This window comes from Syntrophobacterales bacterium (genome assembly GCA_019429105.1).
Taxonomy (GTDB): domain Bacteria; phylum Desulfobacterota; class Syntrophia; order Syntrophales; family UBA5619; genus DYTH01.
This window is the reverse complement of the sequence record JAHYJE010000051.1, coordinates 1-16,081: the sequence shown is the minus strand read 5'-3', so window position 1 is coordinate 16,081 and position 16,081 is coordinate 1. Positions and strand designations below refer to the sequence as shown.

Sequence of the window (16,081 nt, the reverse complement as noted above, 5' to 3'; positions counted from 1 at the left end):
AGGGGAACAAAACGAAGAAAATGGAAGAAGAATATTTATAAATTTATTTCCAAGGAAGAAGACTCAGTTACGTCACACACCATGTTCGTCCCGCCAGCTTTAATACAATTCCAGGTCGCCGCTGGCACGGTCAACGCCAATACACGCGGTAACCACACTGACACTGTTCATTTCTATTCGAAAGCTGTTCAGATTCTGAGAAAGCATCCATCGTTCAGCATGAAACATACTGTGATGCCAAACATGATTGATATTTGTTTGTTGGATGGGGAGCCTTCCAAGGCCAAATCTTTTTTCGAAGATTATCATGCGATGATCGATTTCAATGATATTGATGACGTTTTGATGTGGGATAATTACCGCCTGGTCTATTATCGGCAAGGCAATGATCTGGAGAATTTGAAAAAAGCGATGGATGATGGTCCATCATGGATTTTTTCAAAATTGACCCATGAGGAGCAATGTGCATACACGATCAGCGAACTCCGGATGAGGTGGAATAACAAGATTGACTGGGAAAAACCGCTGAACGATGTTTATCAGCATTTGGATGAATATTTTTCATTACCTTTTCCCGGTTCTTTTCTCGCAGCAAAGGAAATTTTCTTTGTCATGAAAGGGATTGGCGAACGACAAAATCCCCTCATAAATGAGAGAAGCCTTTCAAAGTTGATCTCCTTTCTGCGAAAATCAGTGCCCGAGCTTGATACCTATCTGCAATCCCTGCCTGATGAATTCGTTAATGAAAGATTCAATTTTACAAAAGACAAGGCATGGTTGCAGCAGATTCTATTTAAGCCTCACGAACAAAATGACAAGGATTACACTGTCATGCTCGACACGAAACTGACATTGCTTAACGATCTTGTTGATATTCAAGAAAAAGAGGAGAATTTAATTAATGCTATAGATGCTCGATTGGACATTGCTGATGAGGTGATTAGCCAAGTATTTTTGCCTTTCACCTGGGGCTTTTTTAACAGACCGCAATTTTATGTGTATCGCCAAAAATTGCTTGGTTCAGCCAAGAAGCAAATGGACATTGTTTATGCCGAATTAGACAAATTTGGTCTTGATACTTCAGTGCTTACCTTTAAGCTCAGGCTGGCTTACTATTTCATGCACTTTAACGAAATTGAAAAATCACGCAGGTTATATGCAGATTTTGAGTATTCAGGCATCAGTATCAATCATTTTGCAGATTGGATCCGAGGATACCATGATCAGCTTAGATCGACGTTTGTTCTCTTGAAAGCAGGGAATTAAAAGAAAACCACTTCAGAAATGCGATTTAACCGACCAGGAAGAATAGGCCCATGATAGAACAATCTTTAAATACCCTTGATCACGTTCGCCTTACCGTGAACGGCCGCACGCAACGGGAGGAACGTTCGGAGATCGGGCAGTTTCTTACGCCGGGTGCGATAGCCCGCTTCATGGCGTCGCTGTTTGCGCCGAATCGGCGGGATCAGGTGAGGATTCTCGATGCCGGGGCGGGAGCTGGCGTACTCTTTTCGGCCTATGTGGAGATGCTGGTTGCGGAAGGCAGGCGGCCTCTTTCCATTGAGGTCGTCGCTCATGAAAACGACGATTGCATTTTACCGGAATTGGCCCAAACAATGGCCAGTTGTGAAATCGTTTGCGGGAATGACGGGATCGCCTTTCACGGGGAAATCCGCAATGAAGATTTTGTCTCCGCCGCCATCGCCCAAACGGAAGATGGACTATTTTCCGGACCCGGCGAACGCTTCACCCATGCCATTCTCAACCCCCCCTACAAGAAGATCAATGGCGAATCGGCCACGCGCAAACGGATGGACGCCGCAGGGATGGAGGTATCAAACCTTTACCCTACCTTTGTCTGGCTGGCGGCGCGCCTGCTTGCGCCCGGCGGGGAACTGGCGGCCATCACCCCGCGGAGTTTCTGCAACGGCCCCTATTTTCGCGAGTTTCGCTTAGCCCTCCTGAAGATGATGAGCTTACGGCGGATTCATGTTTTTGAGTCCCGGAAAAAGGCCTTCGGCGATGACGATGTCCTTCAGGAAAACGTCATCTATCATGCCATCCGAGAGGGGAAAAAACCCGCACAAGTCATTGTCTCATCTTCCGAAGGCCTCGATTTAGTAAGTGCACCCAGCCGCTCCACCCCTTATGAGCGAGTGATTCACCCGCAAGATCGAGATGCCTTTATTCACTTAGCAATAAATCCGGCCGACGACCTTATTGTAGAAAGAATGCGGGGCCTTGCGGCGACGCTCTCTGAGCTTGGTCTGGAAGTTTCCACTGGACGGGTTGTCGATTTTCGCGCCCGGGAATTTCTACGCCCGCAGCCGGAAGAGGGAACTGTGCCCCTCGTTTACCCTTGCCATTTTCAGAATGGCTTCGTGAATTGGCCGGTACCTTCCGGGAAAAAGGCGAACGCTATTGCATTATCGGCTCAAACCCGGGAATTATTGGTGGCGACCGGCTATTATGTGCTTACGAAACGGTTCTCGTCGAAGAAGGAGCGGCGGCGCATCGTGGCGGCTGTATACGACCCCCATCGGATCGCTGCGCCCCTTATCGGTTTTGAAAACCATCTGAATTACTTTCATACCGGGGGAAACGGCATGTCGGCGCAAATGGCAAAGGGACTGGCTCTGTATCTCAATTCATCACTCTGCGACGGCCATTTCCGTTTGTTTAGCGGGCATACACAGGTCAACGCAACGGATCTCAGGAAAATGCCCTACCCTTCCCGCGACCAATTAATGAGACTCGGCCTCCATGTTCAAGACCGGATGCCGGAGCAGGAAACAATCGATAAAATTCTGGAAAGGGAGTGCGAAAAACCATGCTCCAAAAAGCAGATCAAGCGAATGGCGAACAAAAAATCCGAAAAGCCATTGAAATCATTGCGGCCCTGGGCCTCCCCAGACAGCAGCAGAATGAGCGTTCTGCCCTGACGCTCCTTGCCCTGCTTAACCTGAAACCGGCAGACCGCTGGCAGGAAGCAGGGAATCCCTTGATCGGCATAAGATGGTGAAATATCTCGACGATATTTCCGGGGAGACGGAGGCGTGGGTGGCCGAATCGCCTACGCACCTCATACATTTCAACGGCGAACGCTTCCTCGGTCCCTATGAGTAAGGGGGAGTAGTTGCAGGAAGAACAGGCGCAACAGAAAAGACAGACCCAGCCCCGCTGACAAGGTGGAACCGGCATCATGGGTTTGTCGGACAAGTTCTGCGTATTGAAGATGTTCTTCCTTGCTGAGATGGAAGTTTTAGCCTATATTCCAAGCAGTTTTTTTGAGTGAAAAATTCTATCGGAAGGTGATTGACTTGCCATGACTTTACCCTTGCTTGCCACAAACGAATTCTGGACGCCAACCGATTTGATCAATCCGGGCGCAGAACATCATCTTGTTTTTTCAAGTTGTTACGGTGCCCTGTATGACGCTGATTGTCTCAAAATCCTTCCCTGCATTCAGGATGGTGTCGTCGATACCGTCTTTGCCGATCCGCCCTTCAATCTGGCGAAGGAATATGGGAGCCGGGTCGATGATCGCCTTTCGGAGGAAGATTACATTGCCTGGTGCCGGAAATGGCTGGACCACTGCGTGCGAGTCCTTAAACCAGGAGGCGCCCTGTTTGTCTACAACCTGCCGAAATGGAACATCCATCTGGGCGCTTATCTGGCGGAAAGCGGGATGACGTTTCGTCATTGGATTGCGGTCAACATCAAACTTTCCCTGCCGATTTCCGGCAGACTCTATCCGTCCCATTACAGCCTGCTTTATTTCACCAAGGGGAAAGCAAACACCTTTCGCCGAATCCGCACCCCCATCGAGATCTGCCGTCACTGCGGACGAGAGATCAAGGATTACGGCGGTCATAGGGGGGCAATGAATCCGAACGGGGTCACATTGACGGATGTGTGGAATGATATCACCCCTGTCCGGCACTGGAAGTTCAAGAGCAGAAAAAGGACCTTGAATCAGTTGTCCACAAAAATACTGGAGCGGATCGTTCTGATGTCCACCTGCGAATGCGATCTGGTTCTCGATCCCTTTGGCGGCAGCGGGACGACCTATGATGTCTGCGAGCGACTTGGCCGCCATTGGATCGGGATGGATCTGGAAAGCTGCGAAGTCATTATGGAACGTCTCCAAGCTGAAAATCTTAGCCCGCATAAATCGGAGGATTTCGTTGAGGAATGAGGGGGCAGAGGTGAACGCCGAAACAGTCGTCCGAGCGCTCGGTCGGAATCTTGCCGAAGGATTGTTCCCTGCGGATCGGCAACTGATTCCGAACCTGAACGACATCTATGAGTTGGAACTTGCCTTTTATGAAAATCTCGTTCTGTCCGATGTAGAACTGGTCAGAAATGCCGCCTATTTCGCGCAGGTTGGAAATCACTATACCCATCATTTCAGGATGTGCGCCGGCGAGTCTTTAAAGCTCCCCGATCACTCCTCATCCCGCTTAAAATCGTTTTTTGAAAAGAATATTTTTCGCACCGGCTATGCCACACACGGCCTTTTCCCTTACCGGGGAAAGTTCCATCCCCAGATGATCAAGGGGCTGATGAACGTCATGGGGCTCAAGCCAGGCAATAAGGTCCTTGACCCGATGATGGGTTCGGGGACAGTTTTGGTTGAGGCCTCTCTAATGGGCATCGAATCCGTCGGCATCGACGCCAGTCCATTTTGCCGCTTCATGTCCCAAACGAAGCTCGATGTGCTGACAATGTCATTGACGCGGGCAAAGGGTGCGCTGACTCATGTTGAAGATGTGTTTGCCTATTTTCAAAAAAAGGTCGGCAAGCCGCTGCCGAGCAGCAAACATCCCCGGGGTCATTCCTCTGAAAACGCTATGAATGTCATGGAGGAGACCGCAGAATATTGCGCCAAGAAAGATCCTCGCTCACTGACAGACATGGATCGAGACACCCTTCACACTTATCATTTCCTGTTGCTGGCTTATCTGGACAGTGCCGGCTACGCGGAACGAAGCGCCCGGAAAAATCCTTTTGATCTGTTCAGAGCGATTTTGGAACGTTACCTGTTTGTTGCTGAAAAGATCCAGAAAGCGATCACTGATCTGGAAATGATCCCGGCACCGGCGGCGGTTCGGGAAGGGGATGCGCGGGCCTTGTCTCTGGAGGACAACACCATCGACGGTATCCTGTTTTCGCCGCCATACAGTTTTGCCATAGACTATCTTGCCAATGATTCCTTCCACTTGAATTTCATGGGCATCGACAGCAACGCCCTGCGCGAGCGGATGATTGGCCTGCGTGGGCGCAATTTGTCCGAAAAATATCGATATTACCAGGAGGACATGGGCCGTGTTTTATCGGAGTGTTCCCGCGTCCTACGTCCCGGATGTTTTTGTACGATTATCGTCGGAACGAACAGCAACCAGTTGGGGAAGGTGTTCGGTGTTTCCCCGGATCAGGTGCAGGGGCTGCACGAGATTTTGATCGATATGGGGTCAGGATTCGGGTTCAAACCCGTTAAGACGATGAACCGGCCCATCATCGGCATCTCAAATACGATGCGTCGGGAATATATCCTGATTCTTCAGAAGCAATCATGAGCGCTACTGCAAAGCCCGGCCATCAGTTCCCTTCTTGATCCTCGGTACTTGACTACTGACCGCATCGTGCTCGATCGCGATGACGAGTAGCAACCCCTCTTCAAGATTTAATGCTCTCCACAGTGGAAAATAGGGCGAGATTTCCCTGAAATTACCGACGCGGTCGGTAAGGTATTGATACATCTCGCGGGTCGGCAGAATCAGAACACCGCCGATCAGGATTTTCTTCAGAATGCCCAAGGCCATTTTGTTGAGCGAGCGGTGGCTGGAGGAAATATTTCCCGTCTCCCACTCCAGACAGAAAAGACGGTCCTTCACAGGATAAGTGGCATCCATGGGTCCCGGACGTCTCACGGTCGTAATGTCCACTCGCGTTTCCAATTGCCATCCAAAGGATTTCAGTATTCCCATGCAAGCCTGCTTGATGGGTTTTACGCCGCTTCCCTCGCCCCGCTTTTTGCCGGATTCATCATGGAGAATGAACGATCCGGAACCGGGGGGCCATTCGATAGATCGAATCGCCTGAAAGATTTGCGTCTCGATCGTTCGCCAAGTCTCTGTCTGAGAAAAGGTTCCCGCATCGATGATCCGTTCAATTTGAACAATCTTCATGACTCATTCACCGGCATGGTCGATGTGCTGGAGGCATTCATGTGTTTGATCCGCCACCTGCCTGATCAGCTCCGCTGGATCGATCTTCAGTGCTCTGGACAGGTTGAAGAGCGTCTGCAACGAGGGGCTCTTCCGGCCCCGCTCAAGAAGACTGATGTAGGTTCGATGATAGCCGCTTTCGAAGCCGAGGGCCTCTTGAGACAATCCGCATCCTTGACGAAGCCGGCGCAACACCAAGCCAAACGCTTCCTCCAAGGAATTTCCCTCTATATTTTGCGGATAGGATTCTTTCATGGTTTAATTATGATCGAATGAAGACTATAAATCTACAGACTATAGTATGCTATTTATGCTTTCAGGTTCAGAATAAATCGTCAACCCTCCATAAAATGAAAGCTCAACGCTTTCTGTAAGGAAATGACATCGTATAAGGCAATCACACCGCTCATGGTTACGCTGACTGACAAAAGATCAACGACATGGGAATAATTTTCTGCTGGTATTGCTTGACATCCCGTTGCGCATTTCGTAGATTCGCCACGTCCAAAATAAAAGCAGCGAAGGAGAACCAATGAAAACTACCTATCACTTTGACCATGTTCATATCCTAAGTCGGGATCCGCTGGCTGTCGGCCGATATTTTCAACAAATGTTCGATGCAAAAACAATCGAAGGCATAGAGCCTGACGGAAAATCCAGAATCGAAGTGGAGATGAATGGCCTGCGCATCTTCATTTTCGCGGTCAATCCCGACGAAAACCTTCCGGCCGCTCCCGCCGGGCGTTACATTGGTCTTGACCACTTCGGGCTGCAGGTGGACGATCTGGATGAGACGGCTGCCGAGTTGAAGCGGCGGGGAGCGGAATTTGTGGTAGAGCCCTTCGAGAAACGGCCCGGCCTCAAGATCTCCTTTATCCGCGGCCCTGAAAACGTCCGGATTGAATTGCTGGAACGCAGCTGACCTTCGAATGGGGAATGAAATCATGAAAACTTATGAACAGATAAACGATCGCATCGAATCAGGGAAAGCCGTTGTGTTGACGGCCGATGAGATCATGGATTACGTGGACAAAAAGGGACTCAAGGCCGCGGCCAGGGAGGTGGATGTCGTCACAACGGCGACCTTCGGACCTATGTGTTCATCCGGCTGCTTTTTGAACTTCGGCCATTCCAAGCCGAAGATCCGGATGTCCGAGGCATGGATTGCCGATGTTCTGGCTTACACGGGCCTCGCCGCAGTCGATGTCTATCTCGGGTGCACGCAACTGCGTCATGGCGATCCGGCGAACATGTATCCGCCGGGTGAGTTCCGGTACGGCGGCGGCCATGTGATCGAGGATCTCGTCGCGGGAAAGACGCTCCAGCTCTTCGCCCTTTCCTACGGCACGGACTGCTACCCGCTCCGGGAGATCCGCACCTATTTTACCATCGACGACCTGAATCAGGCGATCATGGTCAATCCGCGCAATTGCTATCAAAACTACAATGTGGCGGTCAACCGGTCTGAGCAGACTATTTACACCTATATGGGCAAGCTCGAACCCCATCAGAAAAACGCAAACTACTGCTCCGCGGGGCAATTGTCGCCGCTGCTCAACGACCCCTTCTATGAAACCATCGGTGTCGGCACGCGCGTCTGGCTGGCCGGCGCCCACGGGCATGTCTATGCTGAAGGAACGCAGCATGCCGGCGGCGGCGCCAGAACGCCGGAGGGCGTGCCGATAGGCGGAGCGGGAACGCTGGCCTTGACCGGCGACATGAAGCAGATGAAGAAGGAATTCGTGCGCGGCGTCAGTTTCATCGGCTATGGGGTTTCGCTGGCGCTGGGGGTTGGAATCCCGATTCCGATTCTCAATGAAGAGGTCCTGAGGCGAACGTGCGTGCGCGATCGGGACATTCTGGCCCCGGTGGTGGATTATGGCTTCGATTATCCGCAAAATACGGGCAACGTCCTCGGTCGCGTCAGCTATGAGCAATTGCGTACCGGCCGGATCGAGGTGGACGGCAAAACGATAGAGGAAGTCGGCTCGTTGTCTTCCTACTCCAAGGCATTGGAGATTGCCAACCTGCTGGCGGATGAGCTGCGCAGGGGAGATTTTCAGCTTTCAGCCCCGTTTGCCCCCCTGCGTAAGGACGCAAAAATGAAGCCGCTTGTCAAGAGGAGGGGAAACCGATGAACGACAATTCCGTTACCAAAAAACTGATGTTCTACTTTCCCAAATGCGTCTGCGACGAACCGATCATTTACCGCCTGGTGAAGGATTATCAACTTATCGTCAATGTCTATCGGGCAAAGGTCACCCCGGAAGAGGAAGGATATCTTGTGCTGGACGTCACGGGCAAGGAGGCGGCGATCCAGCGCGCAATCGATTTTGTAAAGACCTTCAACGTCACGGTCAATTCTTCCGGGAAGGGGGTCGTGCGCGACGAGGAACGATGCGCCGATTGCGGCTACTGCGTCCCCTACTGTCGCCCCGGGGCGCTGAAAATCGCAGACCGCGCCACCCGCAAGGTTGCCTACGACGAATCCAAATGCATCGAGTGCCTGGCCTGCGTCCGGATCTGTCCCTTCGGCGCGTGCACATCGGCATTCTGAATGTAATGACGTTCCCGGAAAAAAACGCACGCATCTACAAAACATTCATCCACAAGGAAGCGGTTTTACGGATCTGTTGCAAACAGTTTGAAGCCGTTACGCGGGAGATCGTCCGGCAAAGGGCGATCCTGGAGGAGTATCTCCGGCGGCATCCCCTTTTTCAGCATTCGCTCGCACCCGTTGCAGCCCGGGCAGATGCGCCCGAGGTTGCAAAACGGATGGCCCACGCCGCAAACAGGGTGGGTGTCGGGCCAATGGCGGCCGTCGCCGGGGCAATGGCCCAGCTTGCCGTCGAGGCCGCCCTTCAGGCCGGCGCCGCAGAGGTGATTGTGGATAATGGGGGCGACATCTATCTGCAAACCGTCGAGCCTGTGCTCATCGGTCTCTATCCGGGCGAAGCAGGGAAAATCGGCCAGTTGGCGTTTTCCCTGCGGGCTGCCGATACCCCTCTGTCCATCTGCTCATCCTCGGGGAAAATGGGTCACTCGCTGAGCCTGGGCGAATGCGATCTGGCCACCATCGTCGCGAAAGACGCCTCCCTGGCGGATGCCGCGGCCACCCTGGCCGCCAATCTCGTCAAAGATGTCGGCGATGTGGAGAACACTTTGAATCACATGGTTGCGATCGACGGCATCAGCGGCGTGCTGATTGTCAAAAACGGTCATGTCGGCCTCGCCGGGAAACTCCCTCCCTTGGTCAAGATGAGCTGAGCGGCGTCTATTTCACAAAACCTATCTCCCGCGCGTAACTGAACTGGCGCTGCCACGGGATGCCGGGGTGGGCGGCGTCAAACTTCTCCGGACCAACCATTTTAATGGCCTCCTCATCTACCACAACCGGATTGTAGCCCCCGATGAAGCCAAAATCCCCGGCAAGGGGGGGATGCCTTCCTTCCAGGCAGTCGCACTCCGTTACTATCTGGATCAGGGCGTTGATAACAATGGTTTTGTCACCGATCAATCTCCATGTAGAAGCGGCCGTTTCCACAAGTTTTTCCTGAAAGACGGCGATGTCCGTTTCCCAGAAGATCTTCAGCGCCGTTTGCGGACAAAGGGCGATGCACTGCGCGCAGCCGACGCATTTATCGAGATCGTAGAGGGGGTATTGGTCATCCGGCGGCAAAACGGCGGCGCCAACGGGACATACATCCTGACAGATGCCGCAGCGTATGCAGCGCTTCTCGATAAGCACAGGGTGGACATCCGAGTGCATCCGCTGCTTTTGGGCGCGCGATGCCATCCCCATCGAGATATTCTTAACCGAACCCCCAAAAGACGCCTCCATGTGCCCCTTGAAATGAGAAAAGACGACAAACCCGTCTGTTTCCTTTATTATCCCTGCAACCTGCACCGTATCAAAGTGCTGGCCTGCACTGGGAATATCCATCACATCCCTGCCGTCCAAACCATCTCCGATCAGAACAGGGCAGCCCAAATATTCCTCGGTAAAGCCATGTTCTGCAGCAGTTTTGAGGCTGTCGGCGCCGTCTCGTCTTCCCCCGGAGTAAAGAACGGTTGTATCAAAAATATATGGTCTAACGCCCTCTTCTTTCAGCCAGCGGACAATCTCGCGCGCATACTCCGGGCGAATAAAATTCTCATTGCCCCTTTCACCCCAATGTAATTTGATCCCCACCCTGTCCCCGGGGGTGAAGGGTTTCGGAAACATGGCCAGCAAACTGCGCAGCGCCTCCGGCGTTTGTCCTGCAGATTTGTAAATACTCGTCATAAGCGTTCATGCCTTTCCTTGACAATATGGCTATTTATGCGGTCGTTTTCACTGTTGCGACGTCACTCCGGTGCCAGCGAAACCTTAACAACTTTGTTTAAATCACGTTTGTAATACCTTGATCCCCAATAGAAAAGCGCAAATGAAAATAAAGAGACAGAGCTGGCCGCGATCAGCGCCGCCTTGATCCCGTAATGATCGGAAAGGGCGCCGGTAACGATGGGTCCGAGAGAACTGCCGAGCAGGTTCTGGACAACTACGCAAAGAGAGTAAGACATCGCCCGCAAGTCGGGGTGAACGACATCCTGGGTAACGGAGATCGCCGATGATGCCCAGGCAATGGAGAAGATGCCCGCCATGAGAAAGACCACGTACTGAAATATCCCGTTTTTCATAAAATTGAAGGCCGTGATAAAGAATATTGTCGTCAAAAGCGCGGAAATGGCGGGCAGCAAAAGACGCGCCTCGGTCCTTTTTTTCATCCAGAGATCGGAGAGCCACCCTCCGAGTGGAGAACCGATGATGCTCGTCAGCATGATGCCGCTTGCCAGCAGGGTCGCCTTTTGCAGGGGAAATCCCTGCACCCGCTGAAAATAGGTAGGCAAAAATGTGGACATCGAAATCGAGGTAAACATCATTCCGGCAAAGCCAAAGTACGTGAAAAGCAGCGAAGGGGTGCGGGAAAAGGCCCGCATTATTTCGATTTTCGTCATCTGCATTTTTTGATTATTGTTTTGCTGCTGCGGTTCATCGTCAATCTTTTTTTCGAGATTGACCGTCTTGTAATCCCTGACGAAAAAAAACAGAATGGCGATGACCAAGCCAGGCAAGGCAACAATTCCGAAGACATGACGCCACCCCCAGTGGGAGGCAATCAATCCGCCGATTACGATGCCGCCCGCCATCCCCAAGGGAATGGCGGCATTCCATATTCCCACCATCGAAGCACGCCTGTTCTGCGGATAAATTGCAGAAATCATTGCCGTTCCTCCCGGTGCATAACCTGCTTCCCCCAGGCCGATCGCGGTGCGGGCCACAAACAACTGGTTGAAATTCTTTGTTATCGCGCAGGCAGCCGTCGCCAGACTCCACAAAACGGCCATGATCCCGATGCTTTTTTTGCGACTCCACCTGTCCACAAAGATGGAAACGGGAAAGGAAAAGACGACAATTGCCCAGTAAACGGCGGAAACCATCGCCCCGCACTGGGCGTCGCTTAGGCCCCAGTCACTTTTTAAAAAGGGAAACACGGAAACTACCGCCATTCTGTCTATATAGTCAAAAAAATAGAGAAGCCACAGCAGGATGAACAGGTAGTTTGTGTAGGACTTGGAAAATAAGTAGCCTTCGGGAACGGTCTCTTTCCTCATTTTAGCATCTCCCTGTGCAGTCGTTATTTGGACAAAGGTCAGTGTTGTCCGGTTAAAGAATTGCACGGCCCTTTTTGCCCTCACCCCAACCCTCTCCCGGAAATAGAGGGAGCAGTTTCTTGTTTTTTTATGCAGGAGCTGAGGAGTAAGTCACTAAAATTCCTGCCCGATTTTCAGCATCACCTTCAGCGCTTTTCCGGTTTTTATCCGTTTTTCATAGATGTCCGGCAATTCATGGAGGGAAATCAGGTCAGTTATCAGGGGCAGTGCGTCGAGCTTTTTTTCGGCCATCCATTGCAGACAAATCCTGTTTTCCTCGTGGGTATTGGAATAGGCGCCGGTAAAACTAATCTCCTTGAAATTCATGTACATTGGCTGAGCTATCGAAATGCCTTTGAAAATTATGCTGATCATGCAGATCCGGCCACCTTTGGCGGCAAGCTCAATCGCCACTGAAATATTATCGGCTATGCCGGAACACTCCAGGATTGTGTCAAATCCGACTCCATTTGTAAATGCGGTGCATTTTTCGGACAGGTTTTCGGAGAACGGGTCTATCAGAAAATCCGCCCCCAATTGCGCCCCCAGCATCCTTTTTTCTGCAACCGGTTCGGAAAGGACTATTGGAAAATAGCCAAGAATTTTTAGTATCCTCACTGAGGCCAAGCCGATCGCCCCGCCTCCCATGACAAGAACGGAACCACCGGCGGAGCCTGCGGTTTTGATGCCGTGCAACGCTACGGCAAACGGTTCGGCCAGGGCGGCATTGCGGGAATCAACGCCATCCGGAATCGAAATCGCCATTTGGGGGTATATTTTCAGATACTCGGCAAATCCTCCGGGAAGATCGCCGATGCCGATCGTTCTTCTGCCGCCGCTGCACAGGTGGGGCATCCCTCTCAGGCATTCCCGGCAGCCTCCGCAAAAGGTGGGTCTGATGATTATTCTCATCCCTTCATGAATGCCTTCCACCCTTTTACCGAATCCGGCTACAACCCCGCTTGTCTCGTGTCCGAGAATCGTCCCCTCGGCCAGAAACCCGCTTTCAATCAGGGAGTGATCCGAACCGCAGAAGCCGGTGTTGACGACCCGGACGACGACAAAATCGTCGCCCTCCTCCGGGATTGGAACTTCCTCAACGGTCAATCCCCTGTCGTGTCTGTAAATAACTGCTTTCATTTTATAATTTCGTTAGTTAACAACAGCGGCGCAAAACCGGAACTGCGAAATACAATGCAGGCAAATATGGCTTGCAAGGATTGACGACTATCATAGTCAATCCGGCAGATCGCCAAAGGCATCTGTCTGAAACTCCTGCTCGATGAGATCAGGCTTGGCTGTATTATACCGCACAACATTTCTAAGCAGGGAGAAACTTTCCTCATCCATTGAAGCAAAACTTATGGCTGTTTCCCGAGACCCCACCCTCAAAATACGCGAATCGACAACTATCCGTGATTCGTCGTTCAACGACAAAATCACCCGGCAGGGGGCGCTTCTCTGAAAAGACGGCTGGGATTTGCAGAGAACGCCGGTCATACTGATATTGACGATCTGCGTTGTGACAGGGTTTGTCTCGTTTGCAAGTAAAACCCCGATTTCAAAATTGACTGAAACGCGCGTACGTTTTCTATTGTTTGGTTCCACGACTATTTATCCTTATACTTTTATTCATTTGGCGCCTTCTGTTTTTAAAATTCCTCTTTTGCGCCAAATTACTTCAGGATTGCTTCATGGAGGAAACCTTACCGGTGCGCCATTCTAAAGACTTTTCCATCATTGTCAATAGAAAAGACTGAAAATGGTGAACGCAGAACAGAAAGTGGTGATGGTTGTGCGAAATAGTCATCAGCGATATTTTATAGCACTCGATTTTGTAGTAATGTGAGGCTGTAAGGAGGTTAAAAATGGTTAAAATCGCTAAAGTGTTAGAGAACTATCGTCTGGATGTGGCATTCGAAGACGGCGCGTGCGGAGTGGTTGATCTCTCCGAGTTGGTTGGCTAAGGTGTTTTTACATTATGGCGTGATCCCCATGTGTTCGAAGAGGTTCGGGTCGGTTCATTCGGCGAGCTTGTCTGGGGAGATACGATTGCTCTCTGCCCAGACTCATTGTATCTTAAAGTAACTGGCAAGAAACCGGAAGATGTTTTTCCCGCATTACGTTGCGAGGCCGTCAATGCCTGAAATCAGCCATTTCTTCGGTATCGTCATCAAGATGTTCTTTGATGATCATAATCCACCGCATTTTCATGAGGAAATGTTTCCAGAAAAACATCAGACCATTGCGGTCAATTTTGACGGTACTCCAGGAATTGGACTTGACAAGGTCGGAAAAATATTGTTTCCGTTGTTTCAGGGGCAATTGATCAGGGCAACAATCAAAGTATGCACTGATCCGGCGCACAGCGCGTGCGAAGGCATCAATGGTCTTTTGACTTTTGCCCTGGAGCTTGAGCATTCGCAGATGATATTGATGAAGTTCGAGCCAATTGCAAAACCATTTGTCATTCCCGAATGTCTCTATCGGGAATATGGTTTTTTCAAGCAGTTAGAACCAGATTCCCGCTCAGAATCGTTGCGGGAATGACAAGAATGGGGAGTTTTGCAATTGCCTCGTTCGTTAAATCGATTCGTTTCTATTTGGTTCATGGTATTCCTCCCGTAGTTTATGGCGCCCGGAATTGAACGCTGCGGGGAGTTACACTGATTTTAATTGTTTTTCCGCCGCGTAGCGGCTTCGTCTAACCATGTAAAAGGCAATGTCTCATCAATTCAGTCAATCTGTCCAGGAGAGACGCATGAGAACATTCAAGAGGAAGTCCATTCTGCTCGCCCTTTTATTGCTTGGCTTATGTACCGCCTGCGGCGGAGGCGGTGGTGGGGATGTGATACCGCCTTTTACGATGAATGATGCCGTCGCAACGGGGGACTTGAATGGAGACGGCAAACTCGACTTGGCTTTGGCTACGACTTACGTGGCAGGGCCCCCGCCTCATCCCGGGCATGTAGTAGTCTATTTGCAGGATCCTGCCCTTTTCGGTCTCTCTTTTTCCGCCGTGGAATATTCCGTCGGCAGCGACCCCTGGCATATCGCCGTTGCCGACCTGAATAGCGATGGCAAACTTGATCTTGTGACGGCCAATACAAGTTCCAACGATGTGTCCGTACTTTTGCAGGATACGACCGCTTCGGGCAGTTTCCAGGCGGCAGTAAACCATGCCACCGGAGTTTACACGAACTTCGTGGCGGTCGGCGATTTAAACGACGATGGGCGGCCCGACATTGCCGCCGCAACCAATGAAGGAATAAGCATCCTCTTGCAAAATCCTGCCCAGCCGGGAGGCTTCCTGACGTCCATCCGTCTTGCACTGCCGTCTGGCGTCTCCTCGACGGCCATTGCCGATCTGAATGGGGATGGCAAGGCTGACCTCGCGGCGACCAGTTCCGATAAAATATACATTTTCACCCAGGATCCCGCGGCGCCGGGGACATTCTTGCCGGCCGTTTCCTATGCGGCAGGCCCCCGTGCATCATTTGTTGTCACTCAAGATATCGATGGCGACGGACTGCCGGACCTGGCAGTCGCAAATGCCGGTGGTTCATCAGACGGCGGCAACTCGAGCATCGCGATTCGTCTTCAGGACCGGCTCAATCCCGGACAATTTCTTGCCGTTCAAAATTACGCATCCGCAAACGGCTCACGTTCGCTTGCCGTAGGCGACTTCAACGGTGATGGCAGGCCTGATCTGGCCCTGGCCGCTGTCGTCTATTCATCACAAAGTCCCGGTATCGTACAGGTCTTTATCCAGGACGCCGCAAAACCGGGGGCGTTCCTCCTGCCTCAAAACTACGGAGGGGGTTATACGCCCCATTCCATCGCCGGCGGCGACTTCAATGGCGATGGGAAGCTGGATCTGGTCAGTAATGACGGCCCCCTCCTCTTCCTGCAGAATTCGGCGCAGCCTGGGCAATTCGCCGAGGGAGTGATTGTCCCTTTGCGGTAAAATAAGTGAATTGAGTAATTCATAATGTTACAAACAAGTTTCTTTAAGTTTAAAACCTTTGAGGCAATTGCAAAACTCTCACATTCTGTCATTCCCGCAATGATTTTAAGCGGGAATCTGGTTCTAACTGCTTGAAAAACCGTATTCCCGATAGAAGCATTCGGGAATGACAAATAGTTTTGCAATT

18 protein-coding genes are annotated in these 16,081 nt (G+C 51.4%); 11 read left to right on the top strand and 7 right to left on the bottom strand.

All coding sequences use genetic code 11. The annotated features are described in order from the left end of the window. The 5 genes from K0B01_13280 to K0B01_13260 form a co-directional block, all read left to right on the top strand. A partial coding sequence (locus K0B01_13280; GenBank protein ID MBW6487112.1) for a hypothetical protein occupies positions 1-1,266 on the top strand: 1,266 nt, incomplete at its 5' end. A gap of 50 nt (positions 1,267-1,316) precedes the next feature. After that, a complete protein-coding gene (locus K0B01_13275) occupies positions 1,317-2,945 on the top strand; it encodes an Eco57I restriction-modification methylase domain-containing protein (protein MBW6487111.1) in 1,629 nt (542 codons plus the stop codon). 73 nt (positions 2,946-3,018) lie between these two features. Next, positions 3,019-3,129 (top strand): hypothetical protein, encoded by a 111-nt coding sequence (locus K0B01_13270; protein ID MBW6487110.1) that lies wholly within the window; start codon positions 3,019-3,021, stop codon positions 3,127-3,129. A gap of 199 nt (positions 3,130-3,328) precedes the next feature. After that, on the top strand, positions 3,329-4,201 hold the full coding sequence (locus K0B01_13265) for a site-specific DNA-methyltransferase (GenBank protein MBW6487109.1): 873 nt from the start codon (positions 3,329-3,331) through the stop codon (positions 4,199-4,201). Positions 4,202-4,211: 10 nt separating this feature from the next. Then, entirely contained in the window at positions 4,212-5,582 is a 1,371-nt protein-coding gene (locus K0B01_13260; protein ID MBW6487108.1) for a hypothetical protein, read from the top strand. A gap of 3 nt (positions 5,583-5,585) precedes the next feature. On the opposite strand, the gene K0B01_13255 is transcribed toward K0B01_13260, so the two are convergent. After that, on the bottom strand, positions 5,586-6,194 hold the full coding sequence (locus tag K0B01_13255; protein MBW6487107.1) for a hypothetical protein: 609 nt from the start codon (positions 6,192-6,194) through the stop codon (positions 5,586-5,588). Positions 6,195-6,197: 3 nt separating this feature from the next. Continuing rightward, a complete protein-coding gene (locus K0B01_13250; protein ID MBW6487106.1) occupies positions 6,198-6,488 on the bottom strand; it encodes a helix-turn-helix domain-containing protein in 291 nt (96 codons plus the stop codon). 277 nt (positions 6,489-6,765) lie between these two features. Here K0B01_13250 and K0B01_13245 point away from each other — a divergent pair, with 277 nt between their 5' ends. The 4 genes from K0B01_13245 to K0B01_13230 are packed head-to-tail and all read left to right on the top strand — an operon-like array spanning position 6,766 to position 9,500. After that, a complete protein-coding gene (locus K0B01_13245) occupies positions 6,766-7,155 on the top strand; it encodes a VOC family protein (protein ID MBW6487105.1) in 390 nt (129 codons plus the stop codon). A 7-nt stretch (positions 7,156-7,162) separates the two neighbouring features. Beyond that, positions 7,163-8,371 (top strand): homocysteine biosynthesis protein, encoded by a 1,209-nt coding sequence (locus K0B01_13240; GenBank protein ID MBW6487104.1) that lies wholly within the window; start codon positions 7,163-7,165, stop codon positions 8,369-8,371. Then, complete coding sequence (locus tag K0B01_13235; protein MBW6487103.1) at positions 8,368-8,790, top strand: 4Fe-4S binding protein; 423 nt, start codon at positions 8,368-8,370, stop codon at positions 8,788-8,790. Before K0B01_13240 ends, K0B01_13235 begins: the two co-directional genes overlap by 4 nt. Further along, a complete protein-coding gene (locus tag K0B01_13230; protein ID MBW6487102.1) occupies positions 8,772-9,500 on the top strand; it encodes a UPF0280 family protein in 729 nt (242 codons plus the stop codon). Before K0B01_13235 ends, K0B01_13230 begins: the two co-directional genes overlap by 19 nt. Before the next feature lie 7 nt (positions 9,501-9,507). On the opposite strand, the gene K0B01_13225 is transcribed toward K0B01_13230, so the two are convergent. The 4 genes from K0B01_13225 to K0B01_13210 all read right to left on the bottom strand — a co-directional run bounded on the left by K0B01_13225 (position 9,508) and on the right by K0B01_13210 (position 13,535). Further along, entirely contained in the window at positions 9,508-10,518 is a 1,011-nt protein-coding gene (locus tag K0B01_13225) for a DUF362 domain-containing protein (GenBank protein ID MBW6487101.1), read from the bottom strand. Positions 10,519-10,580: 62 nt separating this feature from the next. After that, a complete protein-coding gene (locus K0B01_13220) occupies positions 10,581-11,888 on the bottom strand; it encodes an MFS transporter (protein ID MBW6487100.1) in 1,308 nt (435 codons plus the stop codon). Between the two features lie 153 nt (positions 11,889-12,041). Beyond that, a complete protein-coding gene (locus tag K0B01_13215) occupies positions 12,042-13,067 on the bottom strand; it encodes an alcohol dehydrogenase catalytic domain-containing protein (protein MBW6487099.1) in 1,026 nt (341 codons plus the stop codon). A 96-nt stretch (positions 13,068-13,163) separates the two neighbouring features. Then, on the bottom strand, positions 13,164-13,535 hold the full coding sequence (locus K0B01_13210; GenBank protein ID MBW6487098.1) for a PilZ domain-containing protein: 372 nt from the start codon (positions 13,533-13,535) through the stop codon (positions 13,164-13,166). A gap of 260 nt (positions 13,536-13,795) precedes the next feature. Here K0B01_13210 and K0B01_13205 point away from each other — a divergent pair, with 260 nt between their 5' ends. Continuing rightward, entirely contained in the window at positions 13,796-13,894 is a 99-nt protein-coding gene (locus K0B01_13205; GenBank protein MBW6487097.1) for a DUF2442 domain-containing protein, read from the top strand. A gap of 169 nt (positions 13,895-14,063) precedes the next feature. Here the strand turns inward: K0B01_13205 and K0B01_13200 are convergent, their stop codons facing one another. Next, a complete protein-coding gene (locus K0B01_13200; GenBank protein ID MBW6487096.1) occupies positions 14,064-14,348 on the bottom strand; it encodes a phage integrase N-terminal SAM-like domain-containing protein in 285 nt (94 codons plus the stop codon). 340 nt (positions 14,349-14,688) lie between these two features. Between K0B01_13200 and K0B01_13195 the strand changes: the two genes are divergently transcribed. Then, entirely contained in the window at positions 14,689-15,894 is a 1,206-nt protein-coding gene (locus K0B01_13195; GenBank protein MBW6487095.1) for a VCBS repeat-containing protein, read from the top strand. Positions 15,895-16,081 lie beyond the last annotated feature (187 nt).

Coding starts and splice junctions, on each gene's coding strand:
- K0B01_13275 (MBW6487111.1), top strand. CDS start 1,317: ATGATAGAACAATCTTTAAATACCCTTGATCACGTTCGCCTTACCGTG.
- K0B01_13270 (MBW6487110.1), top strand. CDS start 3,019: ATGGTGAAATATCTCGACGATATTTCCGGGGAGACGGAGGCGTGGGTG.
- K0B01_13265 (MBW6487109.1), top strand. CDS start 3,329: ATGACTTTACCCTTGCTTGCCACAAACGAATTCTGGACGCCAACCGAT.
- K0B01_13255 (MBW6487107.1), bottom strand. CDS start 6,194: ATGAAGATTGTTCAAATTGAACGGATCATCGATGCGGGAACCTTTTCT.
- K0B01_13250 (MBW6487106.1), bottom strand. CDS start 6,488: ATGAAAGAATCCTATCCGCAAAATATAGAGGGAAATTCCTTGGAGGAA.
- K0B01_13245 (MBW6487105.1), top strand. CDS start 6,766: ATGAAAACTACCTATCACTTTGACCATGTTCATATCCTAAGTCGGGAT.
- K0B01_13240 (MBW6487104.1), top strand. CDS start 7,163: ATGGGGAATGAAATCATGAAAACTTATGAACAGATAAACGATCGCATC.
- K0B01_13235 (MBW6487103.1), top strand. CDS start 8,368: ATGAACGACAATTCCGTTACCAAAAAACTGATGTTCTACTTTCCCAAA.
- K0B01_13225 (MBW6487101.1), bottom strand. CDS start 10,518: ATGACGAGTATTTACAAATCTGCAGGACAAACGCCGGAGGCGCTGCGC.
- K0B01_13220 (MBW6487100.1), bottom strand. CDS start 11,888: ATGAGGAAAGAGACCGTTCCCGAAGGCTACTTATTTTCCAAGTCCTAC.
- K0B01_13215 (MBW6487099.1), bottom strand. CDS start 13,067: ATGAAAGCAGTTATTTACAGACACGACAGGGGATTGACCGTTGAGGAA.
- K0B01_13205 (MBW6487097.1), top strand. CDS start 13,796: ATGGTTAAAATCGCTAAAGTGTTAGAGAACTATCGTCTGGATGTGGCA.
- K0B01_13200 (MBW6487096.1), bottom strand. CDS start 14,348: ATGCTCAAGCTCCAGGGCAAAAGTCAAAAGACCATTGATGCCTTCGCA.
- K0B01_13195 (MBW6487095.1), top strand. CDS start 14,689: ATGAGAACATTCAAGAGGAAGTCCATTCTGCTCGCCCTTTTATTGCTT.